Origin of the sequence: Streptomyces sp. NPDC002181 (genome assembly GCF_042890485.1) — a bacterium.
Taxonomy (GTDB): domain Bacteria; phylum Actinomycetota; class Actinomycetes; order Streptomycetales; family Streptomycetaceae; genus Streptomyces.
Genome location: NZ_JBIASC010000007.1, coordinates 321,168 through 343,000, shown reverse-complemented (window position 1 = coordinate 343,000; position 21,833 = coordinate 321,168). Strand labels below are relative to the sequence as shown.

At 73.6% G+C, this 21,833-nt stretch carries 21 protein-coding genes; 6 read left to right on the top strand and 15 right to left on the bottom strand.

Features of this window, described 5'->3' with window-relative positions:
• Positions 1-6: 6 nt before the first annotated feature.
• From ACFYXV_RS20185 to ACFYXV_RS20145, 9 genes are all read right to left on the bottom strand, one after another.
• Positions 7-351 carry a hypothetical protein gene (locus ACFYXV_RS20185; RefSeq protein ID WP_385466221.1) on the bottom strand — a complete coding sequence of 115 codons (345 nt, stop codon included), beginning with the start codon at positions 349-351 and terminating at the stop codon, positions 7-9.
• The gene (locus ACFYXV_RS20180) at positions 351-2,069 is read right to left on the bottom strand and encodes a hypothetical protein (protein ID WP_389383656.1); all 1,719 of its coding nucleotides are present in this window, start codon (positions 2,067-2,069) and stop codon (positions 351-353) included. Before ACFYXV_RS20180 ends, ACFYXV_RS20185 begins: the two co-directional genes overlap by 1 nt.
• On the bottom strand, positions 2,066-2,416 hold the full coding sequence (locus ACFYXV_RS20175) for a hypothetical protein (protein ID WP_385466226.1): 351 nt from the start codon (positions 2,414-2,416) through the stop codon (positions 2,066-2,068). Before ACFYXV_RS20175 ends, ACFYXV_RS20180 begins: the two co-directional genes overlap by 4 nt.
• A gap of 31 nt (positions 2,417-2,447) precedes the next feature.
• Entirely contained in the window at positions 2,448-2,954 is a 507-nt protein-coding gene (locus tag ACFYXV_RS20170; protein ID WP_389383655.1) for a hypothetical protein, read from the bottom strand.
• A gap of 3 nt (positions 2,955-2,957) precedes the next feature.
• Positions 2,958-3,272 (bottom strand): hypothetical protein, encoded by a 315-nt coding sequence (locus ACFYXV_RS20165; RefSeq protein ID WP_385466232.1) that lies wholly within the window; start codon positions 3,270-3,272, stop codon positions 2,958-2,960.
• Between the two features lie 3 nt (positions 3,273-3,275).
• Positions 3,276-3,668 carry a hypothetical protein gene (locus ACFYXV_RS20160; protein ID WP_351660624.1) on the bottom strand — a complete coding sequence of 131 codons (393 nt, stop codon included), beginning with the start codon at positions 3,666-3,668 and terminating at the stop codon, positions 3,276-3,278.
• Positions 3,669-3,696: 28 nt separating this feature from the next.
• Positions 3,697-4,833, bottom strand: a complete 1,137-nt coding sequence (locus ACFYXV_RS20155) for a hypothetical protein (RefSeq protein WP_385466235.1) — start codon at positions 4,831-4,833, stop codon at positions 3,697-3,699.
• Positions 4,834-4,913: 80 nt separating this feature from the next.
• Positions 4,914-5,789, bottom strand: coding sequence for a hypothetical protein (locus ACFYXV_RS20150; protein WP_389383654.1), 876 nt, complete (start codon positions 5,787-5,789; stop codon positions 4,914-4,916).
• Positions 5,790-6,394: 605 nt separating this feature from the next.
• Positions 6,395-7,270 carry a LysR substrate-binding domain-containing protein gene (locus ACFYXV_RS20145; protein WP_389383653.1) on the bottom strand — a complete coding sequence of 292 codons (876 nt, stop codon included), beginning with the start codon at positions 7,268-7,270 and terminating at the stop codon, positions 6,395-6,397.
• An 80-nt stretch (positions 7,271-7,350) separates the two neighbouring features.
• Here ACFYXV_RS20145 and ACFYXV_RS20140 point away from each other — a divergent pair, with 80 nt between their 5' ends.
• From ACFYXV_RS20140 to ACFYXV_RS20130, 3 genes are all read left to right on the top strand, one after another.
• The gene (locus ACFYXV_RS20140) at positions 7,351-7,875 is read left to right on the top strand and encodes a cupin domain-containing protein (RefSeq protein ID WP_389383652.1); all 525 of its coding nucleotides are present in this window, start codon (positions 7,351-7,353) and stop codon (positions 7,873-7,875) included.
• A 46-nt stretch (positions 7,876-7,921) separates the two neighbouring features.
• Positions 7,922-8,281 carry a DoxX family protein gene (locus ACFYXV_RS20135; protein WP_385466348.1) on the top strand — a complete coding sequence of 120 codons (360 nt, stop codon included), beginning with the start codon at positions 7,922-7,924 and terminating at the stop codon, positions 8,279-8,281.
• 172 nt (positions 8,282-8,453) lie between these two features.
• Positions 8,454-8,918, top strand: a complete 465-nt coding sequence (locus tag ACFYXV_RS20130; RefSeq protein WP_389383651.1) for a hypothetical protein — start codon at positions 8,454-8,456, stop codon at positions 8,916-8,918.
• Positions 8,919-8,957: 39 nt separating this feature from the next.
• Here ACFYXV_RS20130 and ACFYXV_RS20125 read toward each other — a convergent pair whose 3' ends face one another.
• From ACFYXV_RS20125 to ACFYXV_RS20115, 3 genes are all read right to left on the bottom strand, one after another.
• Positions 8,958-9,803 carry a hypothetical protein gene (locus tag ACFYXV_RS20125; RefSeq protein WP_385466354.1) on the bottom strand — a complete coding sequence of 282 codons (846 nt, stop codon included), beginning with the start codon at positions 9,801-9,803 and terminating at the stop codon, positions 8,958-8,960.
• Positions 9,804-9,908: 105 nt separating this feature from the next.
• Positions 9,909-10,562 (bottom strand): CE1759 family FMN reductase, encoded by a 654-nt coding sequence (locus ACFYXV_RS20120; protein WP_389383650.1) that lies wholly within the window; start codon positions 10,560-10,562, stop codon positions 9,909-9,911.
• A complete protein-coding gene (locus tag ACFYXV_RS20115) occupies positions 10,559-11,707 on the bottom strand; it encodes an LLM class flavin-dependent oxidoreductase (RefSeq protein WP_389383649.1) in 1,149 nt (382 codons plus the stop codon). Before ACFYXV_RS20115 ends, ACFYXV_RS20120 begins: the two co-directional genes overlap by 4 nt.
• A 184-nt stretch (positions 11,708-11,891) precedes the next feature.
• On the opposite strand from ACFYXV_RS20115, the gene ACFYXV_RS20110 reads away from it, so the two are divergent.
• Positions 11,892-13,361 carry a hypothetical protein gene (locus tag ACFYXV_RS20110; RefSeq protein ID WP_389383648.1) on the top strand — a complete coding sequence of 490 codons (1,470 nt, stop codon included), beginning with the start codon at positions 11,892-11,894 and terminating at the stop codon, positions 13,359-13,361.
• Here ACFYXV_RS20110 and ACFYXV_RS20105 read toward each other — a convergent pair whose 3' ends face one another.
• From ACFYXV_RS20105 to ACFYXV_RS20095, 3 genes are all read right to left on the bottom strand, one after another.
• On the bottom strand, positions 13,362-16,268 hold the full coding sequence (locus ACFYXV_RS20105; RefSeq protein WP_389383647.1) for a BTAD domain-containing putative transcriptional regulator: 2,907 nt from the start codon (positions 16,266-16,268) through the stop codon (positions 13,362-13,364).
• A gap of 336 nt (positions 16,269-16,604) precedes the next feature.
• Positions 16,605-18,197: a BTAD domain-containing putative transcriptional regulator gene (locus ACFYXV_RS20100; protein ID WP_389383646.1), complete on the bottom strand. Its 1,593-nt coding sequence runs from the start codon at positions 18,195-18,197 to the stop codon at positions 16,605-16,607.
• Positions 18,198-18,291: 94 nt separating this feature from the next.
• Complete coding sequence (locus tag ACFYXV_RS20095; protein WP_385466372.1) at positions 18,292-18,747, bottom strand: hypothetical protein; 456 nt, start codon at positions 18,745-18,747, stop codon at positions 18,292-18,294.
• Between the two features lie 239 nt (positions 18,748-18,986).
• Between ACFYXV_RS20095 and lanKC the strand changes: the two genes are divergently transcribed.
• Positions 18,987-21,560, top strand: a complete 2,574-nt coding sequence (gene lanKC / locus ACFYXV_RS20090; RefSeq protein WP_389383645.1) for a class III lanthionine synthetase LanKC — start codon at positions 18,987-18,989, stop codon at positions 21,558-21,560.
• 59 nt (positions 21,561-21,619) lie between these two features.
• Positions 21,620-21,721, top strand: a complete 102-nt coding sequence (locus tag ACFYXV_RS20085; RefSeq protein WP_383347503.1) for a class III lanthipeptide — start codon at positions 21,620-21,622, stop codon at positions 21,719-21,721.
• Positions 21,722-21,833: the final 112 nt, after the last annotated feature.

Sequence of the window (21,833 nt, the reverse complement as noted above, 5' to 3'; positions counted from 1 at the left end):
GGCTCCTCAGTCCGTACGGAGCAGGCTCTGGCCCGCGTCCGTGACCTGCCAGGCGACGGGGAGGACGGGGGTGGCCTGGGTGGTGCCCTTCGCGGTGGCGAGGGCGACGGGCGTGCCGCTGACCGTGAGCAGGCGGCTGGCGCCCTCGCTGACCGCGGTGATCCGCACGCAGGGCGCCTGCCCGTGCGCGGCGTCGACGTTGGGGCAGCCGGGGACGGTCGCGGTGAGCAGGTCGGTGACGAGCAGGGCGGGTGCCCCGTCCACGGTCAGCGCGCTCTGCGAGGCGGTGGTGAGGACGGCGGCGCCGTGGGCGCACGTGAGGACGGAGGCGGTGGTGAGGACTGCGGGCATCACGTCACCCGTACCGAGGCGCCGTCGAGGGACAGGCTCACGGTCCCGTTGGTCAGCTTGATCCCGCTTCCCTTCGTGCGGACGGTGACGGCGCCGGCGGGGTCGATCTCGATGGTGGTGCCGGTGTGGTGCTCGATGGTGATCGAGTCGTCGTCGGGCGGGGTGGGGCGGGTGCCTACCTCGGGGAGCTTCGGCGTGCCGACGAGGATGTGCAGGCCGCGGGCCTGGACGATCCGGCCGCCCTTGGCGTCGGTGAGGTCGTTGACGCCGGGTCCCGTGGGCTGTCCGTCGGATCCGGTGCCGGTGGGCAGGGCGAGCCAGTAGTCGCCGGGTTCGGGCTCGGGGGCCCGGGCGCCGGGGGTGCGGGGCCAGAGGTAGCCGACGACGGCGGCGTCGTTGACGAGGTTGCGGTTGTGGGCGAGCAGGGCGCGCATGCCGGGGTAGACGGGGGTGATGAGACCGCAGGGGCCGAACGCGAAGGGCGCGGCGACGGGTTTGTCGAGCAGGACGTCGTCGCCCACCGGTCCGGTGACGCTGGGCATGCTCACGGAGGGCGGCGGGGACTGCCCGTAGCTCAGGGAGACCTGGTGGCCGGCGGCCCGGTAGCCGCTGACCACGCCGACGTCGACGGAGGGGCGGGCGAGCAGGGCGCGCTCGGCGCCGGCGTCCACGCGGTCGGCGAAGGCCCGGACCCCGTCGACGGCCTCGACGAACTCCCCGGCGGCCGCGGCGACGAGCTGTACGTCGCACACGTAGCCGGTGCGTACGCCGAAGCGGTGCGTGAGCCGGTTGACGCGCAGCGGTCCGGCGGGGGCGTCGTCGATGCCGCGGAGGGTGACGACTTGGCCCACCCGCAGGTCGGGGTGGCCGAGGACGACCAGGTTCAGGGAGTTCCGGGTCGGCGGGCGCTCCTCGCCGGGGGCCACCACGAGGGTCTCCTCGCCCTGCGCGTCGCCGTACGAGACGAGGTTGGCGTCCGGGTCGAAGGCGACGGGGGCGGGGTCGTCGGTGCCGACGGAGGGGCCGATGAGGACGTTTCCGTCGCGGATGACGACGGGGGCGCGGGCGGTGTCGGCGAGCTCGCGCAGCGCGCCGAGCGCGGTGGGGTTGCGTACGGTGTGGTCCGTGAGCGGCGTCTCCAGTGCGGAGCCCTTGGCGAGGGTGAGTCCGGCGGCGTTGACCACCCCTTCGGCGAACTCCAGGGCGGTGGCGGTGTCCGCGCGGTGGTCGCCGGCGGAGGTCGTGCGCAGCGCGTAGCCGCCGGCGTCCTGGCCGGTGAGCCGGACCCGGCCGAGGCCGTCCTCGGCGACCCAGGAGGCCAGTTTGACGACGCGGCCGGCCATGACGGGCCGGTCGCCGACGCCGGGGTCGTCGAAGTAGCCGAGCCGGATGGTCGCGGCGAGGGGCCGGCGGGTGAGGGCGTCGCGCAGCGTTTTGACGGTTTCGCCGGGCAGGTTGACCAGGACCACCTCGAAGGTGCTCGCCACGGCGCCTTCGACCATGGTGACGGTGATGTCGGCGTCGAGGACGAGGGAGCCGCCGAAGACGTCGTTGGAGACGGTCAGCGGGAGGGTGGTCAGATTGGTGAAACCGATGGGGACGGTGGGGGCCGAGAGGGGGCCCGGCGCCGCGGCGGCGGCCCCGCCGGGGAGGCCCGCGGGCCTGCCGGGGGTCTTCTCCTCGTCGAGGGTGAGGCCGTAGCGGATGGCGAAGCTCATCGGGCAGACACCCCCGCGAGGACCTTCGAGCCGTAGCTGCCGGTGCCGTTGAGGTTGCGGACGTCCACGCGGGCCTCCCGGAAGACGAGCCGGAGCTCGCCGGCCTCGCAGGGCAGACCGCGGACCGCCTTGCGGCGCAGCAGGGGGACGAGTCCGCCGGGCTCCTCGCGGGCCACGGTGATCACGAGGAACGGGCCGCCGCCGAGCAGGTCGAGCACGCCGCCCGCGGCCACCGTCTCCTCGGCGGCGTTGACGTACAGCTCGATCCGGTAGACGCGCTCGCCGAAGCGCAGCCGGAAGGACTGCGGAAAGCCCTCGTCGGCGTCGACGGGCAGACTCCCCTGCATCGGGGCTCCTCTCGGGGCGGGGTGGTCCGGCTCAGAGGAGCGGCGGGCCGGGTGAGCGGGGTACGGCTGCGGGGGCGGGTACGGAGGGGACGGCGGCGCTGCCGGCGGCGAGCGCCGGCGCCAGGTCGGCGGCTTCGCCGACCAGCGTGCTCAGGCTGGAGCGGGGAACGTGCTGGAGCGTCATGGACAGGTCGAAGGCATCCCGTTTCTGCACGCTCTGCACGAAGCGCAGGTCGGTGATCTGCATGTCGAGGCTGAGCGTGAGCCCGCACACGACGGGGATGCCGGTGGCGGCCAGGGCCGGGCCGGCGGCGGCGAGCAGCGCCCGCGAGGTGAGCGCGAGCACCTCCAGGGCCTTCTTCGTCGCGAACCGGTCCGGGCCGAGCAGCACCGCCTCGATGGTCAGGGTCTTGGTCGACGGCTGGGTGGCCTGGGAGAACCTGCTGCCCAGGATCCGCTCGACCCGGTACCCCTCGGTCATGGTGATGCTCTGCACGTACAGCAGGGGGATCGTGCCGACGAGCACCTTGTCCGCCACGGGCTATCCCCGGCTGCCGAGTTCACGGTCGAGTTCCTCGAAGACGTGCGCGGCGATCCGCCGGACGTCGTGGTCCTGGAGGCCGCCGACCACCTCCACCTCCACGGGGAAGTGGTAGTGGACGACCTGGCCGGCGTCGCTCCGGCGGGACACCACGGCCTCGCTCCCGGGGGCGGGCACGATGTACTCGCCCTCGTGGACGAGGGCGATGCCGGTGCGGTCCACCCGGTCGCCGGGGCGGTCCATCCGGTGGCCGCCGAGGTCCGGGGCGCCCGGGGCGCCCGGGCCGGCGTGCTCGTCGTCGGGTGTGACGGTCAATGGTCAGTCCTCCACGCCGACGTTGAGGGCCATGCAGGTGAACGTGGCCTGGGGGACGCCGTCCACGGTGATGTTGCTGGGCTGGGCGGCGCTCACCACGCAGCGGCTGAACTTGAGCGAGGAGAACGCCCAGTCGGTGCCCTTCTTCTCGGCGACCGCGATGGCGAACTCACCGCCGTTGACCGCGAGTTCGGTGAGGTCGGCGACCGCGGAGGCGATGGCGGGGATGGTGAGGGTGAAGGTGAAGGTGAAGGGCTGGCGCACGTAGCCGACGCCGTCCGCCTCCAGACTGTGGATCACCGTGTGCGGCACGTTGAACGACGGGGAGAAGGTGGTGATCGGCGAGATCGTCCGGCCGGCGAGTTTCACTTCCAGCCGGGTGTTCCAGTCGGACATGGGGACGGCTCCTTGGTCGGAAGTCGGGTCAGTCGAACTTGAGCGTGATGTTGATGCGGTGGACCGCTCCCGCGTAGTCGACCCGCACCATGGCCTCGGCGGCCCGGTCGGTCTGCGCGGCCCGGACGAGTGCCTCTTCGACCGGGGTGCGCTGCGGCTTGTCGAGCAGGGCGAGGATGGGCACGACGATCTCGTACTCCTCGATGACCTCGGTCCTGCGCAGGGGTTCGAGGACGGTCTCCATCTCGGCGACGAGTCCGCGCAGGCCCGAGCGGCTGATCCGCAGGTTGCCGATGCTGCCGATGAGCCGGGCTTTGAGGCGGAAGGTGACGTCGTCGATGGTGCGGACGATGTCGATGTACTTCTTGCCGCCGGGGTCGCCGGTGTAGCCCTCGCCGAGGTGGATGCCCGCACCGGGGATGAGCGGCGGGTCGACCAGCCAGTTGACGCCCTTGCCCAGGGGGCCGCCGGTGTTCGCGCCCTCGGAGCCGTTCAGCTTGATGAGGTCCTGGGCGGAGAACGGGTCGGAACTCACCTTGACCTTCTTCAGGAGGAGGGAGACGTGCGGTTCGTGCCCCGCGATGGTGCCGGCGACGGCCGCGGCGACGTCCTCGTCGCTCTTGTGCGCCACGTAGACCATCCGCTCCGTGACGAGGCTGCCGGTGACCACGGCGGGGTCGGCGGCGCCTTTGGCCAGCATCGCGACGCCGATGCGCTCCATGCCGTCGGCCGCGGGGGCGGACACGTGCTCGGCCAGCTTCACGATGGCCGCGGTGGGCGTCGGCTGGCCGCCGGTCGGGGTGCTGAGGGCCAGGTCGGTGTCGGCGACGACGACCAGCTGCACGTTGAGCGGGCCCACTTTGTTGAACGCGTCGTCGTGGGCGTTGGACTGGGCGAGCCGTACGCCCCAGACCTCGCCGGGGCCCGGCTCCTGCACGAGGGCCGTCGCGATGGCGTCGCCGAGGGGGCCGGCGGCGATCCTGCGGGCCTCGTTGACGTCGGTGAACAGGCGGGGGGTGTTCGGCGGGAGGAAGTCCGGGGGCGGGTTGGTGGCCGGCGGGGTCGCGACGCCGATGACGGCGATGTTCCCGTAGGCGCGGACGGCGGGGGCGAAGGGGACGCCCTCGGTCTTGATGCGGACGTAGCGGACGGGGGTGTCGGGCATGGGACCTGCTTCCTTCCGGAACGGGACGGTCTTCGGGGCTGCCTGAGCCGGGGCCCGCCGCTCGGGGGCCGGCGGTCGCGTCAGGTCAGGAACACCGCCGCGATGCCCGCGCCCTCCAGCAGACTCCCGATCTGGGCCCGGGTGAGCCCGGGTTCGGCGGGCTGCTGCGGCTGCGGTACGGGGGCGGGGGCCGGGGCCGGCACGGGAGAGGGAGCGGAGGCGGGGGCGGGGGCGGGGGCGGGGGCGGGGGCGGTGAACGCGGCCACGAGTGCGTACGGCGCGACGCGCACCCCGAACGGCCCGGGCGCCGGCGGACGCCCGCGTGCCGCGGCGGCCACCAGGCGGGCCGCCCGTACCGCCCCCGCGACGTCGTCGAGGGCCCCGACGACGACGGCGGCGTCCACGGCGACGGTCCGCCGGTTGACGGGACTCGCCGGGTCGAAGACGGGAGGCGGACGCAGCCGCACCTCGGTACGGAGGTACTCGCCGGACTCGCGCAGGTCCTCCACGGTGGCCAGGCCGTGGCTGTGCATGAACGCGTCCAGGTCGAGGAAGCGGAACTGGGCGCGGAACTCGTCCAGGGTGGCGTACTCGTCGATGGCCTTGACCACGAGGGAGTCCAGACCGCCGGGGTCGGTCTCGGCGACGACGTCGATCTCCAGCTCGGCGAGAACGTCGACCCACACGGGCTCGGCCGTCGTCTCGCCCTCCCAGCAGAAGTCGGTCCGGGTGGGGCCCGGCAGCACCTGCATCCAGTTCCCCCGGCGGGAGTCCACCGGGAAGAGCGGCCACTGGGCCGCGACCGCGCGGACCCGCAGCGCCGCCACCGAGTCGATCCGCTCGTACTCCAGCTCGTGGGTCCGCTCGACCAGGAACCGCGCCCGGGGTTCGAGCAGCGCGCCGAGTAAGAGCGGGTCGGCGAGCCGGGCCATGGCCCGGTCCTGGATGACACCCATGCACGCGTCCTTTCACGCCGTGGCGGACCGCGGGGCGAATCGCGGGGAGAAACGCGGCTCCGGCGTGCGGCAGGACATAGGGACCCATGCCCGCACCTCGCGTGACAAGGACTTCTACTCCCTGGGGAGGAGAAGAAGCACCTATCGGGCGAATGCGGTCCGATCCGTGTTTTCGGGGGCTTCCCCCGCCCTTGTGGGTGAGGGCGTGCGCGTCGTGAGGGGTTGCGCACCGGGGCGCGCGCCTTCATGCGGCACATGCAACTCCCTTATGTGACAAGTCATCTGACGGGACATCACCACGTCCTTGCGTTGCCGCGGTGTCAACACGATCCCCTTCGGGCTCGGGAAGGTCCTGCCGTCCTGCCCCGTCGACCGGCAGGGGCCGCGCCCGGCCGTTTGGAGGCGGGAATCGGGGATACACGCCGTCATGACGGCGGCGTCTTCGCAGACGGACGACCGCCGCGGCTGGTGACCGCACCGGCGCCCCTTCCCCCCGGGCGCCGGTGCGGGCGGCGGGCACTCCGTCGTGTGCCGGCCCCCGTCCGTGCGCCGGCCCGCGCTCCCGGAGCGGTTCGCGTCAGCGGCCTCCCTGAGTTCCGGGCCGGTCAGGGGGCGTGCGGCAGGTGGGTCCCGTCGTGGTAGGCGGCCGTCGCGATCCGGACGAACGACCGGATCATCGGGTTCGCGTCGCTCGTGTTCCACGCCACCACCACGCGGCTCGGCGCCATGTCGGTCAGCGGTACCACGGCCAGCTCCGGGGACAGTTCGTGCCCGAGGGGGGTCATCCCGACCGTGCCGTTCCACAGCACGGCCTGCACGCACTCCTGTACCCCGCGCACCACCGGTCCCTCGCGTGACTCGCCGCCGCTCCAGTACGACTGCCACAGCGGGTCGGTACCGTCGGGGAACCGGAACCAGCGCCGCCCGGCCAGGTCGGCGAGCCGCACGCGGTCGCGTCCGGCCAGGGGGTCGTCCGCGCGCAGCAGCGCCCCGACGGGGTCGGTGCGCAGCTCGTGGACCGTCAGGCCGGTGTCGTCGAAGGGGGCGCGGGTCAGGGCGACGTCGACCAGTCCGGCGCGCAGGCCGCAGGTCGGATCGGTCAGGTCGGTCTCCCTGACGCGGACCTCCACCTCCGGGTGGCGCCGGCGGTACGCGGCGGCCAGCCGCATCGCGCCCGGGTCGGTGGTGTCGCCCAGGATGCCGACGGTCAGGGTCGCCGTGCCGGTGGCGACGGCCAGCCGCACGCGGAGCCGGTCGGCCCGGTCGAGCAGGGCGCGCGCCTCTTCGAGCAGCACCGCACCCACGGGGGTGAGGGTGACGCCGGCCGGGGAACGCAGAAGCAGCGGGGCGCCGAACTCGGTCTCCAGCTGCCTGATCGCCCGGCTCAGGGGCGGCTGGGTCATGTGCAGCCGGGAGGCGGCGCGACCGAAGTGGAGTTCCTCCGCGACGGTGACGAAGTAGCGCAGTGTGCGTAGCTCCATGCTGCAACGATACCGATGCGGTATCGGGCTGACCGAACAGGTCTTGGACAGCCGCCACGTGCGGGCCGTGGAATCGGGGCATGGCTGACGAACCGATGACAAGCAGAACGACCTCCGATCCCGCCGTATCCGTGGTCCGGCCTGGCGAGGGCGAGAGGATCACTCTGGGCACCACGCGGGGGCGCATCCTCGAAGACGGCGGCAACACCGGGCACCGGCTGGGCGTGGCCGAGTCCGTCCTGGCCCCGCACACGCCCGGACCGCCGCAGCACCGCCACGCCCGGCACGACGAGGGCTTCTACGTCCTGTCCGGCACCGTGCGCTTCACCATGGGCGACCAGGTCCACGACGCGACCGGCGGGACGTTCGTGATGGTCCCGCCCGGGGCCCCGCACACCTTCGCCAACGTGACCGACCACCCGGCCGTCCTGCTCACCATCTTCACGCCCGACCTGTACGTGCAGTACTTCCGCGATCTGCAGGACGCGACGGCCGAAGGCCGGGCACCGACCCCTCAGACCACCATCGAGACGATGCGCCGCTACGCCACGGAGCCCGCCACGGACTTCCCCGCACCGGCCGCAGGGTCACCGCCCCGACGGTGACGCCGCCTCACGTCCGCCGCCGGCTCCCCACACGACAGCAGGAAGCATGTACATCGCCTATTGGCTCCTGGCGGGTCCGCTCGCCCTCTTCTATTTCTACGCGGGCGCGTTGAAGCTGCTCCAAACCCAGGAGCAACTGCGGCCGATGATGGCATGGGTGGACCGCACGCCCATGCCCGCCGTCCGCGGCATCGGCACGGTCGAAGTCCTCGGCGCGAGCGGCCTGGTCCTGCCACCGCTGACCGGCATCGCGCCGGCGCTGGCGCCGGCCGCCGCCGTCGGGCTCGCGGTTCTCCAGATCGGCGCGATCGTGGTCCATCTGAAGACCGACCGCCGGTTCGGCATCAACATCCCCCTGGTCCTCACGGCGACCGCGGCGATCTGGCCGGCAACCACATGGCTGTGACGCCGGCCGTCCCCGCGCCCCCCGTTCCCGTTCCCGTGCACGACGCGCCGCGCCGCGCGAGACGGGTGCGGCTGAGCCGTTCGGAGGAAGCTGTGGAGGGCCGGGGTTCGCGCAGGCGGGGCAGGGCAAGGGTGGCCCCATGAGACCGTGGAACAAGCCGTCCCTGGTGAGGGTGGCGCTGCTGGCCGGATTGGTGCCGGGCCTGCTGATCGCGCCTTCGGCGCAAGCGGCCCGCCCCGCTTCCGCGCCGGCCGCTCCCGCGCCGGCCGCTCGTGCCGGTGCGGGGGCCGCGCGCGACGTGTACGTCCCTCCCGTGACGTACCCGCGTCGAGGGACCGTCTGGTACACCGGCCGAAAGTACAGCGTCAGGTGGGATGCCTCTCATCCCCCGGCACGGATCTCGAACCGGTCGGGCAGGATCATGCTGCGCCACGCCGGCCTCACCCTGGACCCCGCCCTTGCCGAAGGGTTCGACATCAGGGTCGGCCGCGCCGAGGTCACCGTCCCGGACGTTCCGCCCGGCCGGTACCGGATCGTCCTTTTCGGCGACAGCGGCAACTTCTCCCCGGAATTCGTCATCACCAGAGGAAACCGACCGGGCGGCGCCTCCGGCCCCCAGGGGATGTCCGCACAGTAGTGCCGGACCCCCGGAGGGCGCGGCCGGCAACGGGGCCCGTCAGGGGCGTTCGAAGGCCTGGAGGATCCCGCCGAACGAGAAGCAGAGCGCGCCGGACAGCGTCCCCCAGTTGGCGATGTCGGTGTTGACCAGGCTGCCGGTGGCGGGCCGGGTGAAGGCGGCCAGCGCCGAGATCATGAAGAGGACGGACCCGAGCTGATTCACGGCGACGACCCACCAGCCGAGACTGCGGGAGCGGAGGCAGGGCCGGAACCGATGACAGATCTCGGCGAACGCGAGATGCCCCGAGACGAGGAACAGGACGCATCCGATCACGTCGGGGGTCCAGATCAGCCGGTTGGTCTGCTGGACGGTGAGCCCCTGCAGGAAGGAGTCCAGCAGGTTGACGCCGAAGACGAGCGTCCCGACGAACAGGACGAACGTGCTCAGCCAGTCCAGGCGCATCGGCTCGTACCCCCACCACCTCCAGCCGGCCGTGACCAGTGGACCGCCTCCTTCGCCGTGGCGGGGCGCGTTCAGGACCTGCAAGAGCGAGGTGTAGCCACCGGTGTTGAAGAACAGGCCCCCGGCGAAGTAGACCGAGGCGCTGACGACCGCGTCACCCGAGCCGAACTGGGCGATGGCGGCGCCGAGCGCGAAGAGCGCTCCGCCGATGACGAAGGCACCCGAGGCGACGGCGTTGAGCCTTCGAAGGCGGCCGACGGCCTCGGCATCGGCGGTCGGGGCCGTGGTGACGGTGGCGCCGCCCGGAGCGCGGACCGACAGCGCTCCGCGCCTGCGCGCGAGCCGCGAGTCCCACACCACCGTCGTCCCTTCGGGGCGGTGCCACGTGAGCCGGGTGGTGAACGGTCCTGCGCCTTCGGCGCGCTGCTCAGGCTGTCCCACGACCCGAGCGTAGACCGGTGCGCGATGCCCGGCTCACAGTGAAACGTACCCTTCCTCGCGCCCCCTCCTCCCGACCCTTCCCCCCGTGACCGGCGCCGCCGTCCGCTACCGGGCTCGCAGTGCGGCCAGGCGTTGTTCGAAGGGGACCACTTCGAATCCGTCCGCCGGGTCCACCGACGTGATCGCGCCCGTGGCGGAACGCGGGGCGATCGCGGCGGCGGTGTCGACGTCCAGGGGGGTGTCGGCCGTGGTGGGGGCCATGAAGCGGGCCAGTTCCGTGCCCGCGCGGGTGATGCGCCTGGCCAGGCCGTCTTCGCCCCAGTCCTCGGACGCGGCGTAGACGGCCGTCGGGAGGGCGAGGGCGCGCAGGTAGGTGAAGAGGGGGCGCAGGGCGTGTTCGGTGACCAGGGAGTGGCGGGCCGTGCCGCCGGTCGCGCCGAGGAGGACGGGTTTGCCGGTGAGGGCGTCCTTGTCGATGACGTCGAAGAACGATTTGAACAGGCCGCTGTAGGAGCCCGCGAAGACCGGGGTCACGACGATCAGGCCGTCCGCGGCGGCCACCGCGTCGAGTGCGGCGGCGAGGCGGGCGGGCGGGAATCCGGTGACGAAGTGCCGGGCGATCTCCGTCGCGAGTTCCCGCAGTTCGATCACTTCGGGTTCGGCGTCGACGTGGGCGAGGGTCGCGGCCGTGAGCCGGTCGGCGAGCAGGCGGGTCGAGGAGGGCGAGCTCAGGCCCGCGGATACGACGAGGAGTTTCATGCCCGCGTCCCCTCGGCCTCGGTCTCGGTCTCGGTCTCGGTCTCGGTCTCGGTGTCCTGCGGTCCGGCGGCGTCGCGGGCCGCCGTCACCCGGGCGGCGTGCGTCGGGGCGTCCGGCACGCCCGCCGGGCGGAGGTTCGCGAACTCCTTGCGGAGCACCGGTACGACTTCCTCGCCGAGCAGGTCGAGCTGCTCCAGGACGGTCTTCAGGGGCAGGCCGGCGTGGTCCATCAGGAACAGCTGGCGCTGGTAGTCGCCGGCGTACTCGCGGAAGGACAGCGTGCGCTCGATGACCTGCTGCGGCGAGCCGACGGTCAGCGGGGTCTGGGAGGTGAACTCCTCCAGGGAGGGACCGTGGCCGTAGACCGGTGCGTTGTCGAAGTACGGGCGGAACTCGCGGACCGCGTCCTGGGAGTTCTTGCGCATGAAGACCTGGCCGCCGAGGCCGACGATGGCCTGCTCGGGGGTGCCGTGGCCGTAGTGGGCGTAGCGCTGCCGGTACAGGTTCACCATCTGCTTGGTGTGGGAGGCGGGCCAGAAGATGTTGTTGTGGAAGAAGCCGTCGCCGTAGTACGCGGCCTGCTCGGCGATCTCAGGGGAGCGGATCGAGCCGTGCCAGACGAAGGGGGCGACGCCGTCGAGGGGGCGCGGGGTCGAGGTGAACGACTGGAGGGGCGTGCGGAACTTGCCCTTCCAGGTGACGACGTCCTCGTCCCACAGGCGGCGCAGCAGCGCGTAGTTCTCGATGGCGAGGTCGATGCCGTCGCGGATGTCCTTGCCGAACCAGGGGTAGACCGGTCCGGTGTTGCCGCGGCCCATCATGACGTCGACGCGGCCGTCGGCGACGTGCTGGAGCATCGCGAAGTCCTCGGCGATCTTCACCGGGTCGTTGGTGGTGATCAGCGTCGTCGAGGTGGACAGGATCAGGTTCTCGGTACGCGCGGCGATGTGGCCGAGCAGCGTGGTCGGCGAGGAGGGGACGAACGGCGGGTTGTGGTGCTCGCCGGTGGCGAAGACGTCGAGGCCGACCTCCTCGGCCTTCTGCGCGATGGCGAGCATCGCCTTGATCCGCTCGTGCTCGCTCGGCGTGCGTCCGGTCGTCGGATCGGCCGTGACGTCACCGACGGTGAAGATCCCGAACTGCATGGCTCCCCTTCCCAAGGTTGTTTACGATTCAACTATACCCCGGAACCGGGAGTGCCACCCGGATATTCCCGATGCCGAGGCAGGTCCGCCCGCGCCGCCGCGTCCGGGCCGTCGAGCGCATCTCGACGGTGCCGGCCGCGGCCCGGCACTGTTGCATGCGCAGCGCTCTTGGCAGGGTGGCCGCATGGATGCCCACACCCCGCTCCCGGTCCACCTGGAAGAAGTGATGGACGGCCTGGCGGTGAACGCCGCCCTGCCGGCTCCCATGGTCCGGCGGCTGTTCGCGTGGCGGCGGGGGCACGGGGCGGTGGCGACGCGACCGGACCTCACCGAGGACATGTTCGCCGAGATCATCGACACCGACGATCACTGGCTGCTGCACAGCCTCGCCCGCAACGACCGGCTGCCGGACCGGTTCCGCGTCCGGCTGGCCGCACACCGGGACGGCTCGGTGCGGTCCGCGCTCGTCGTCCATGCCGCGACCGCACCGAGGGCGATGCTGGAGCGGCTCGTCGACGATCCCGATCCGCGCGTCCGCGGGTCCCTGGCCAAGAGCCAGGGCACCCCTGCCGACCTTCGGGCCCGCCTTGCCGCCGATCCCGACCCGGGGATACGCGCCGCGCTGGCCGGCCACTGGACGAAGGCCCCGCAAGCGGTCCGCCGGATCCTGCTGACCGACCCCGAGGCCGAGGTGCGCGCCGCGGCCTGTTCGACCTACTTCCCGTTCTGGCCGCATCCGGTACCACCCGCGGACCTCGTGCCGGCGCTGTTGGCGGACCCCGTGACCCGGGCGGGCGCGGTGGTCCACGCCGATCTCGACGCCGGCACGCTCCGGCGGCTCGCCGAGGACCCGGACAACGAGGTGCGCGGTGAGCTCGCCCGGCATCCCCGGCTGCCGCCGTCCGTCCGCGACGCCCTCGCCGTGGATCCGTCGCCGAGCGTCAGGGTGAACGTCTTCGCCCGGCCCGACACCCCTGCGGACGTTCGGGCCCGGATCCACGCCTCGGTCCACGACCCCGCCCATCCGACGGGCCCGGCCCCCGACGACGACGAAGCCTTCCTCCAGTGGTTCCGGGACCTCAACGCGCCCACGGACCTGCGGACCCTGCACTTGCCGTGGGTGACGAACGATCCGCTGCCGCACGTCGACTCGCCCTACGTCAGCTTCAGGACCTCCGCCGCCCGCAGCGAGGACCTTCCCCCCGACGCGGTGGCCCGGCTGCTCGACGACGACGAGGAGATCGTCCGGCTGGCCATGGCGTCCACCGCCCCGCACCTCGTGGATCCCGTGACCGCGGAGAGGATCGAGCGCCGCTACCGCCCGCGCCGGGACAAGTTCACGTTCTGGTGGGACACGGGGGAGGTCTTGACGTTCCCTTCCGAAACCCTGCGCCGCTTCGCCACCGACCCCGACCCCCGGCTCCGCTCCTTCGCGCCCCGCGACGCGAACCTGCCCCCGCACCTCGCCGAGAAGCTGGCCGCCGACCCCGAGGACCGCGTCCGCCTCGCCGTCGCGCCGCACCGCGACCTCCCGCTCCCCTCCCTGCTGCGCCTCCTCGCCGACCCCTCGGGGAGCGTCGCGAAAGCCGCCGCCGCCTCGCCGTACCTGCCCGTCGAACGGATGGAGTGGCTGCTCGCACGGGCAGGCCTGTAGTCAGACCCGCGGCGACGGGACGTCAGGTGACAGGAGCGGGGCGGGCGGGTGCGGGGACGTGCCGGAGAGCGCGAGCGCCTCGGCGGCCTGTTCCAGGCGGGTCCTGGCGCTCCGGCCGTCACCGGCGGCGGCCAGAGCCCTGCCCAGGAGCCGCAGTGCCCGGACTTCGGCCGTGTGCCAGCGGAGCAGCCGGGTCGCTGCCACCGCCCGTTCGCCGCACTCCACGGCGTCCGGCAGGCGGTTCCCGGCCAGTTGGGCGGCGGTTTCCGAGACCAGGTTCATCGCCTCCATCGCGGGGGAGCCGATCCGCACCCCCAGCTCGGCGCTCTGCCGGTGCCGGTCGACCGCCTCGTCTATGCGGCCCAGGTGGCGGGCGGTGAGTCCCAGGTTGTAGAGGGCGTACGCCTCGGCGCCGTGGTCCCGCGCGTCGACGGCGGAGGCGAGGGTGGTCCGGCTGGTTTCGGCGGCCTCCTCGCGCCGGCTGAGGCGCAGCAGTGTGCTGACCCTGTTCGCGCGGGCGTTGCGGCAGGCCCAGTCGCTCCCGTAGGCCTCGGCGGCGTGGACGGCCTGCCGGTGCAGGGCGTCGGCCTGGTGCCAGTGCGCGCGGTACTGGCACACGTGGGCCCGGCGGTCCAGGATCGCCGTGTGCACCGCGTCGTCGCCCACCGCCCGCGCCGCGTGTTCGGCGGTGTCCAGGATCCGGTCCGCCTCGTCCGGCCGTCCCAGGTGTGCCAGCGCGCTGCCGAGTACGTGACCGGCGCGGCCGACCGCCCGCAGGTGCCCCTGTTCCTGGGCTGTCCCCAGGACCCGGCGGAGCGGTTCGAGGGAGTCGGCCCACAGGTACGAGCCCTCCAGGAGCGGTTCGACGGCGAGCGCGAGATCGGCGGCCACGGCGACGGCGGACGGCACGGCGTCGAGGATCTGCGCGGCGGCGGCGAGTGCGCCGTCGTGGTCGGGATCGACCAGCCGGCGGCGGCTGTCGGGGCGGCCGGTGCAGGTGTCGGCGGGGAGCAGGCCCAGGACGTGGTGGCCCGGGCGCTCGGCGGCGTGGACGGTCCGGGCCTCGGCGAGCAGGTGGTCGAGGAAGCGGGTCAGGGCCGCTGCCCGCTCTTCGGGCCGGTCCTGCTCGCGGGAGCGCTCGGCCGCGAACATCCGCAGCAGGGGGTACTGGCGGTATACGCCGGGGCAGGGCGATTCGAGCAGGCCGAGGCCGGTCAGCCGCTCCAGGAACTCGCCGGCGCGCGCCGGCGGGAGCCCGCCGATGGCGGCTGCCCCGGCGATGTCCGTGGCGCCGCGGCGGGGCAGGGCCAGCAGCCGCAGCAGCCTGGCCTCTTCGTCTTCGAGCAGGTCGTAGCCGGGCCCGATGCACGCGCTCACGCCGTCCTGCGAACCGGCGGGTGCGGGGAACACGGAGAAGGGGGGAAGCGTGGGGAAGGCGGGGTGGCTGCCGTCGAGGAGACGCACGACATCGGACGGCGTCCACGAGGGCCTGGCCGCGAGCCGCGCGCCGGCGAGGCGCAGGGCCAGGGGCAGTCCGCCGCAGCGCTCGGCCAGGGCCGCCGCCTGGTCGGGTTCCGCGGCGATCCGCTGCGTCCCCGCGACGGCGCCGAGGACGGCCAGTGCGTCGGGCACGGCCAAGGGCTCCAGGCGTACGCGGCGTACGGTCGGCAGTCCGTCCAGCGTGGAGCGCCCGGTGACGAGCACCGCGCAGGCCGGCGTTCCCGGGAGCAGTGCGTCGACCTGGGCGGTGTCCCGGGCGTCGTCCAGGACCAGCAGGATCCGCCGGTCGGCGACGATCGTGCGGAAGAGCGCGGCCCGCTCGTGCGCGGCCCGCGGGATGTCCGGCTCCTGTGTGCCGAGTGCCTGGAGGAAGCCGGCCAGGACGGTGCCGGGGTCCGCGGGGTTCCCGGACGTGCCGCGCAGACTCGCGTACAGCTGCCCGTCCGGGTAGTGGTCGCGCAGCCGCTGGGCGACGTGGACGGTGAGCGCGCTCTTGCCGACGCCTCCGGTGCCGGTGACCGCGACGATGGCGGGTGAGCCGGGACGAGGGGTCGTCAGCGCGTCGAGGAGCCCCGCCACCGCCTCCGTGCGGCCGATGAGGTGGTCCGGCGGACAGGGGAGCTGGGCCGGCCTGGGCAGTGATGACGGCGCCGGCGGTGGGTGCGCGGCGTCATCCGGGGAGACGTGCGGTTCGTCGGGCGCGGGGGGTGCGCCGGGTACGGACGGCGGCCCGGGGCGGTGGGCGCGGGCGGGTTGCCCGTCGTGCGCCGTCGGGGCGGTGCGGCCGCTGCCGGCGAGGGCGAGCCCCGCCAGTTCCCGCAGCCTCCCGTGGAGGGGGTGTTCCGCGCAGAGGCCGGTCAATTCGGGGACGAGGCGGGCGTGGCGGCCCAGCCTCAGATCGAGCTCGATGCGTTCCAGCAGCACCGACAGCCGCAGCTCCGACAGGCGTTCGCGATGGATCGCGGCGTACGGACCCGGAAGTCCCGCGAGGGGTGGTCCGTGCCACAACGTGAGTGCGCGGGCCAGCAGTTCGGCTGCCTCGCCGGTCTCCTCCGCGGAGGTGCGCGTACGTGCCCCGGCGACCAACTCGTCGAACACGTCGAGGTCCAGCGCGCCCGGCGCGATGTGCAGGAGGTACCCCTGGCCGTGGGTGGCGATGCGGGTCCCGAGCGCGCGCCGGAGCCGGTAGACGTGCGACCTGACCGTGCCCACCGCCGTGCGGGGCGGCTCCTCTCCCCAGAGGCCGTCGACGATCTCGTCGAGTTCCACCACGTCGTTGCGGCGCAGGAGCAGCATCGCGAGCAGTGCGCGCTGCTGCGGGGAGCCGAGCGGAAGCGGTACTTCGCCGCTGCGGACGCGGACCGCTCCGAGCACGGAGAAGAACGGTTCGGGTTCAGCACGGTCCACGGCGGACTCCCTCCGTGTGGCGGGGTGTCCGTCTGTCCGCGGTGCCCGGGAGCGGGCGGGTGGTCCGGACCGGTCCGGCCGGGGTCTGTGCGGTCATCGTGCGCACGGCGTCATCTCCGTTGGCGGGCGTACGGATTCCACGGCCCGGCAGTGGCGGGGGGGGGGCCGGTCCGCTGGGCTCGCAAAACGACCTTGCCAGGCAGGCGGGTGGTGTGACTGCACCCCCAGAGGATCATGTGTGTGCCATGCACCTTTAGGAGGCATGCGGCGATGGGCATCCGTCACGAAATTCCGGCGGCGCGTCACGGAATCGGGGCGCGGACCGGTGGCCCGCCCCTACAGGCGGTAGGTACCCGCGGCGGGGGTGTCCAGTACGCCCGCGTCCACCAGGGCCTCGGCGATGAGGGCCGCGTCCGAGGGACCGGTGCCCAGCACGGCCGCGAGGTGGTCGACCGACGACGGGCCGGCTGCGGCTCCCGCTCCGGAACGGGCGAGCCGGCGCGCCGCGCGGGCCAGTGCGGGCGGCAGGTCCTCCTCGGCCGCGGCGTCGGTGTCCGGCGGGCCCGCGCCCTGCCCGCGGGACGGGTCCGCGGCGTACGGGCGGGGGGCGAGCCCGATCAGCGTCGCGGCGGACAGGGCGGGTGCGAGGACGCGGGAGCGGCTGGTGAGCAGGACGGCGCTGCCGGGGGTGCCCGGCAGCAGCGGTACGACCTCGGCCGCGTCGCGGGCGCCGTGGAGGACGACGAGGACGCGGCGGCCCGCGAGGGCCGAACGGTAGAGCGCGGCCCGATCATCCGGGTCGGCGGGTATCCGCGCCTGCGGGATCCCGAGGGCGCGGAGGAAATGGGCCAGGAGCGGGGCGGGGTCGGCCGGGACCGGGACCCGGCTCCGCAGGTCGGCGAAGAGCCGGCCGTCGGGGAAGCGGTGGGCGAGAGCGTCCGCGATCCGCGCGGCCAGTGCCGCTTTGCCCGCCCCGCCGGGTCCGGTGATCGCCAGGACGGGGACGGTGCCGTGGTCCTCCCCCTCGGCGAGCAGGCGCTCCGCGCGGACGAGCGCCCGTTCCGCCTCGTCCGGGAGGGCCGTCCGGCCGTGGGGACGGGCGGGGGCGCGCGGCGGGTCAAGGGCGAAGGGGGGCGGGTCGTCCGCGAGCAGGCGGGCGTGCAGGGCCGTCAGCTCGGGGCAGGGGGTGACGCCGAGTTCCTCGTCCAGGAGCCGGTGCGTGTCGGCGTAGACGGTGAACGCTTCGGCCTGCCGTCCGCAGCCGTGCAGGGCGCGCATGAGCAGCGCCCGCAGTTCCTCGTCGAGCGGGAACCGGGCGGTGAGCGCCGTCAGCTCGGGGATCGCCGTGTGGTGGAGGCCCAGGCGCAGCGCGCAGACGATGTGCCGCTTGAGGGCGGTCGTGCGCAGGGCGGCGAGCCGGGTGCGTTCCTCTTCGGCGAACGGGCCGGGCACGCCGGCCAGGGCCTCCCCGGACCACAGGCCCAGCGCCTCGGTCAGCAGGGCGTGTTCGGCGGCGGTGTCGTGGCGCGCCCGGGCCTGCCGGGCGGCCTCGGTCCGCTGCTCGAACAGCCCGGCGTCGACCGACTCGGGCGAGGTGCGCAGCGTGTACCCGCGCTCGTCGCGCAGGAGTGTCCGGGCCGGCTCCCGGGCGGCGCGGCCGGGTTCGAGCAGGGTGCGCAGCTCCCACAGGTGGGTGCGCAGGTTGCCGGCCGCGCTGGCCGGGGCGTCGTCCCCCCAGACGGCGGCGAGGAGTTCGGCCACCGTGAGCGGCCGGCGCCGTCGTAGCAGCAGGGCGGCCAGGACCGCCTGCCGGTGCGGCGGGCCGGGGCGGACCGCCGGACCGCCGGGCAGGCCGACCCGAACGGGCCCGAGCAGCCGGAAGACGGGGTTGTCGGCGCCGTCGGGCGCGGCTGGGGTCGCTCCGCGCATCCGGCTTCCTCCGAGGTGTCGGGCCCGTCCGGCGACCTGCTCGACGGCGGGATGGGGGCCCGGGACGATCAGGCCGGGCCGGGCCCCCGTGTCATCAGTTCCACCAGGCGGTGACGCCCGCTCCGTTCCAGCTGACGATGACCACGAGCCAGCCGCGGGACATGCCGAGGGTGTACTTCCAGCGCCCATTGTCCTGGCACACGGCGGTCCGCGAACCGATCCGCACGGCGTTCTGCAGTTCGTCCTCGCTGATGTCGCGCTCGGCCATCCGCTCCCAGATGTGCTGCGACATGCTGGTCAGGCCCTGCGGGGCACTGTGGTTGGTGCAGTCCGCCGGCTCCTTGACCGGGGGGCAGCCCTGGCCGTCGTCGCGGCACCGCATCAGCGAGATCGGCGAGTCCACCAGGTCCGCGACCGGGACCGTCGTCGCGGCCTGGGTCCGGGCCGTGGCCGGGGCGGGCGCCGCCGCCTGGGCCGGGGCGGCCGTGAACACCGCCGCGGAGGCGGCGAGGGCGACGAGCGCGATCCGGACGCTCTTCGAGTTGATCATGGGGGGCTCTTCCCTTGTTCCTTGACGATGCGCGGCCCCGCGGCCGCCCGCAACGAATGTCGGCGGTGGCCGTCCACGCGTGATGGGCAGGCGGCCGATCTTGTGATCACCGGGGATGGGCGTCCGTCCATCGCCTGAGGACCGGCCCGCCGCACAGTGGTGGCCATGAACGACGAACCGACCGTCCGCCTCCGGAAACCGCCGGCGGGCCACGGAGGGGACACCGGGAGGAGGAAGCGATGAACCTGGAACAGATGTACGCGTTCTGCCTGGCCGACCCGGTGTTCTTCGACGTACCGCAGCGCATCGCGGACGAGGACGAGCGCTGGACGCCGCCGCAGGTGGGCGGCGCCAGTGTGGTGCAGGACGACGCGGACGTGTGGGTGCGGGTGTTCTTCGGACGGCCGCTGCCCCTGCAGGGCTGGAAGATCCACATATCGGCCGATGTCCCGGCCGCCCAGGAGATCCTGCACAAGGCCGCCGCCGTCTGCACCTCCCACCGCGTCGCCTTCAAGTACCTGCGCAGCGGCCGGCTGCTCTCGGCGTTCAATTCCAAGTACGCCCACCGGGGTTCCTCGGGGAAGTTCATCGCCGTCTACCCGGCGGACGAGGAGGAGCTGAAAGCGCTGCTGGACGGTCTGACTGCCGCGCTGGACGGGCAGCGGGGCCCCTACATCCTGTCCGACCTCCGCTGGAGCGACAGCAGTCCGGTCTTCGTTCGGTACGGGGCGTTCGCCGCGCGCTGGGCCCGGGACGGCGGCGACGCTCCCGTCCTGGCCATCGCCCGGCCGGACGGAACGCCCGTGCCCGATCCGCGTACCGCGGCGTTCACCCCGCCGCAGTGGGCCCCGATGCCCGGGTTCATCCGCGAGCGCATCGAGCGGTTCTCGGTGATCAGCCGCGTCGACCTGCCCTACGAGATCGTGCGGCCGCTGCACTTCTCCAACGGTGGCGGCGTCTACCTGGGCAAGGACCCCGGCAGCGGCGACCTGGTCGTGCTGAAGGAGGCACGGCCGCTGGCCGGCCTGGACGCACGGGGACTGGACGCCGTCGCCCGCCTGCGGCACGAGCACCGGATGCTCACCGCGCTGGCCGACACCGGACTCGTACCGCGCGTACTGGGCTACGAGACCCACTGGGAACACGACTTCCTCGTCCAGGAGTACATCGACGGCGACTCGCTGGCGAAGGCCGGCGTGCTGCGCCTGCCGCTCGTGCGGCCCGGCGCGACACCGCGGACGTACGCGGAGTACACCCGCTGGTCGCTCGCGGTCCTCGACAAGGTCGCCGCGGCGGCCGACGCCGTCCACCGGGCCGGGATCGTCTTCGGCGATCTGCACCCGAACAACGTCATCGTGCGGCCCGACGACACCGTCACCTTCATCGACCTGGAAGCCGCCCATCCCATCGGCGAGGAGCGCACCGGTCTCCTGGGCGCGCCCGGGTTCGCGGCGCCCGCCCACGTCACGGGCACCGACGTGGACGCCTACGGCCTGGCCGCCCTGCGCCTGGGCCAGTTCATCCCGCTGACGGCGCTGTCCGGCCCCGATCCGGCCAAGCCCGACCAGCTCGCACGATGGGCGCACGAACTCTTCCCGCTGCCGGCCGGATACGCCCACGAAGCCGCCGCCGCCATGGCGGCGATCGCCGGAACCGCCTCACCGGCGGCGCCCGGCCCCGGAGCGGTCGGCGCGCGGTGGGAGGAGAACCGGGCGGGGCTCGTCGCGGCGCTCACCGCCTGCGCCACCCCCCACCGGGAGGACCGGCTCTTCCCCAACGACCCGGACGGGGCTCGGGAGGGCGGCGGAACCAGCCTGTCCCACGGCGCGGCGGGCGTCCTGTACGCCCTGCACGTCACGGGCCACGCCGTCGACCCCGCGTGGGCCGACTGGCTCACCGCCGCCACGCTGCGCGACATCGACCGCGCGCCCGTCGGCCTCTTCAACGGCTCGTGCGGGGTGGCCACCGTCCTCGATCTCCTGGGGCGGCACGAGGAGGCCGCCGAGATCCTGGGCCGGGCCCTCGACCGCACCGGCGAGCCGACGAGCCTCGGTCTGCTGACCGGACTGCCCGGCACGGGTCTGACCGCGCTCGGCTTCCACGCCCGTCACGGGGACAGCGGCCACCTCCATCACGCCCGTCGCATCGCCGACCGCGTCGCGGACCGCATCGGGACCGCACTCGGCCGGCCGGACGGCAAGAGCCCCGGAGCCAGTGCCACCGACGGCGCGGGCTTCACCACGGGAGCGGCCGGAGCCGCGCTGTTCCTCGTACGCCTGCACGAGCACACCGGCGAGTCCGGATACCTCGACCTCGCCGAGAAGGCGCTGCGCCGCGACCTCGCGCGGTGTGCGGACGTCGACGGCTCCTTGCAGGTCGACGACGGCTGGCGGTCCGTGATCTACCTCGGCACCGGGTCCACGGGGATCGGACTCGCCCTGGCGGCCTTCCTCAAGCACCGCAGCGGCGAAGGCCTCGCCGACGCCCTCGCCTCGATCCGGCTGGCGGCACGCGGCCAGTTCACCGTCTTCCCCGGTCTCCTCGACGGCCGCGCCGGATTGCTGTACTTCCTGACCGCCGCCGGCCGGGGCGCGGACGACGACGCCGCGCTCCAGGGGCACCGGCGCGACCTGTGGCGGCACGCCGTACCCCACGGCGACGGCCTCGCCTTCCCCGGCAGACACCTGGTCCGGCTGTCGATGGACCTCGCCACCGGGTCGGCCGGAGTACTCCTCGCGATGGACGGCGCCCACCGCCGCACCGACCATCTCCTGCCCCTGCTCGGCGGGCCGGCACCGGCCACCGCCGCCTGAAGCTTGCTGCACCGGTCCCGGTCCAGCGAAACCCCTGCCACCGGAAGGAGGTGACCGACATGTCCATCCTCAACCTCCAGCAGCTGGAGCTCACCGAGGAGGAAGGCGCCGCACTGCTCGCCAGCGCCATCAGCTACATGTGCCACGGCACTGCCGCATGAACCGTGTCCCGCCTCCGGCGGGAGCGCCCGGCCGGCCACGGCCGGAAAGGTACCCCTGTCGACGGAAAGGAGGTGAACGTCATGTCGATCCTCAACCTCCAGCAGCTGGATA

What these genes read in the sequence shown, in the direction of transcription:
- ACFYXV_RS20160 (WP_351660624.1), bottom strand. Translation starts at nt 3,668, where the DNA reads ATGTCCGACTGGAACACCCGGCTGGAAGTGAAACTCGCCGGCCGGACG.
- ACFYXV_RS20085 (WP_383347503.1), top strand. Translation starts at nt 21,620, where the DNA reads ATGTCCATCCTCAACCTCCAGCAGCTGGAGCTCACCGAGGAGGAAGGC.
- ACFYXV_RS20110 (WP_389383648.1), top strand. Translation starts at nt 11,892, where the DNA reads ATGGATGCCCACACCCCGCTCCCGGTCCACCTGGAAGAAGTGATGGAC.
- ACFYXV_RS20175 (WP_385466226.1), bottom strand. Translation starts at nt 2,416, where the DNA reads ATGCAGGGGAGTCTGCCCGTCGACGCCGACGAGGGCTTTCCGCAGTCC.
- ACFYXV_RS20150 (WP_389383654.1), bottom strand. Translation starts at nt 5,789, where the DNA reads ATGGGTGTCATCCAGGACCGGGCCATGGCCCGGCTCGCCGACCCGCTC.
- ACFYXV_RS20155 (WP_385466235.1), bottom strand. Translation starts at nt 4,833, where the DNA reads ATGCCCGACACCCCCGTCCGCTACGTCCGCATCAAGACCGAGGGCGTC.
- ACFYXV_RS20140 (WP_389383652.1), top strand. Translation starts at nt 7,351, where the DNA reads ATGGCTGACGAACCGATGACAAGCAGAACGACCTCCGATCCCGCCGTA.
- ACFYXV_RS20120 (WP_389383650.1), bottom strand. Translation starts at nt 10,562, where the DNA reads ATGAAACTCCTCGTCGTATCCGCGGGCCTGAGCTCGCCCTCCTCGACC.
- ACFYXV_RS20135 (WP_385466348.1), top strand. Translation starts at nt 7,922, where the DNA reads ATGTACATCGCCTATTGGCTCCTGGCGGGTCCGCTCGCCCTCTTCTAT.
- ACFYXV_RS20095 (WP_385466372.1), bottom strand. Translation starts at nt 18,747, where the DNA reads ATGATCAACTCGAAGAGCGTCCGGATCGCGCTCGTCGCCCTCGCCGCC.
- lanKC (WP_389383645.1), top strand. Translation starts at nt 18,987, where the DNA reads ATGAACCTGGAACAGATGTACGCGTTCTGCCTGGCCGACCCGGTGTTC.
- ACFYXV_RS20115 (WP_389383649.1), bottom strand. Translation starts at nt 11,707, where the DNA reads ATGCAGTTCGGGATCTTCACCGTCGGTGACGTCACGGCCGATCCGACG.
- ACFYXV_RS20145 (WP_389383653.1), bottom strand. Translation starts at nt 7,270, where the DNA reads ATGGAGCTACGCACACTGCGCTACTTCGTCACCGTCGCGGAGGAACTC.
- ACFYXV_RS20185 (WP_385466221.1), bottom strand. Translation starts at nt 351, where the DNA reads ATGCCCGCAGTCCTCACCACCGCCTCCGTCCTCACGTGCGCCCACGGC.
- ACFYXV_RS20180 (WP_389383656.1), bottom strand. Translation starts at nt 2,069, where the DNA reads ATGAGCTTCGCCATCCGCTACGGCCTCACCCTCGACGAGGAGAAGACC.
- ACFYXV_RS20100 (WP_389383646.1), bottom strand. Translation starts at nt 18,197, where the DNA reads ATGCGCGGAGCGACCCCAGCCGCGCCCGACGGCGCCGACAACCCCGTC.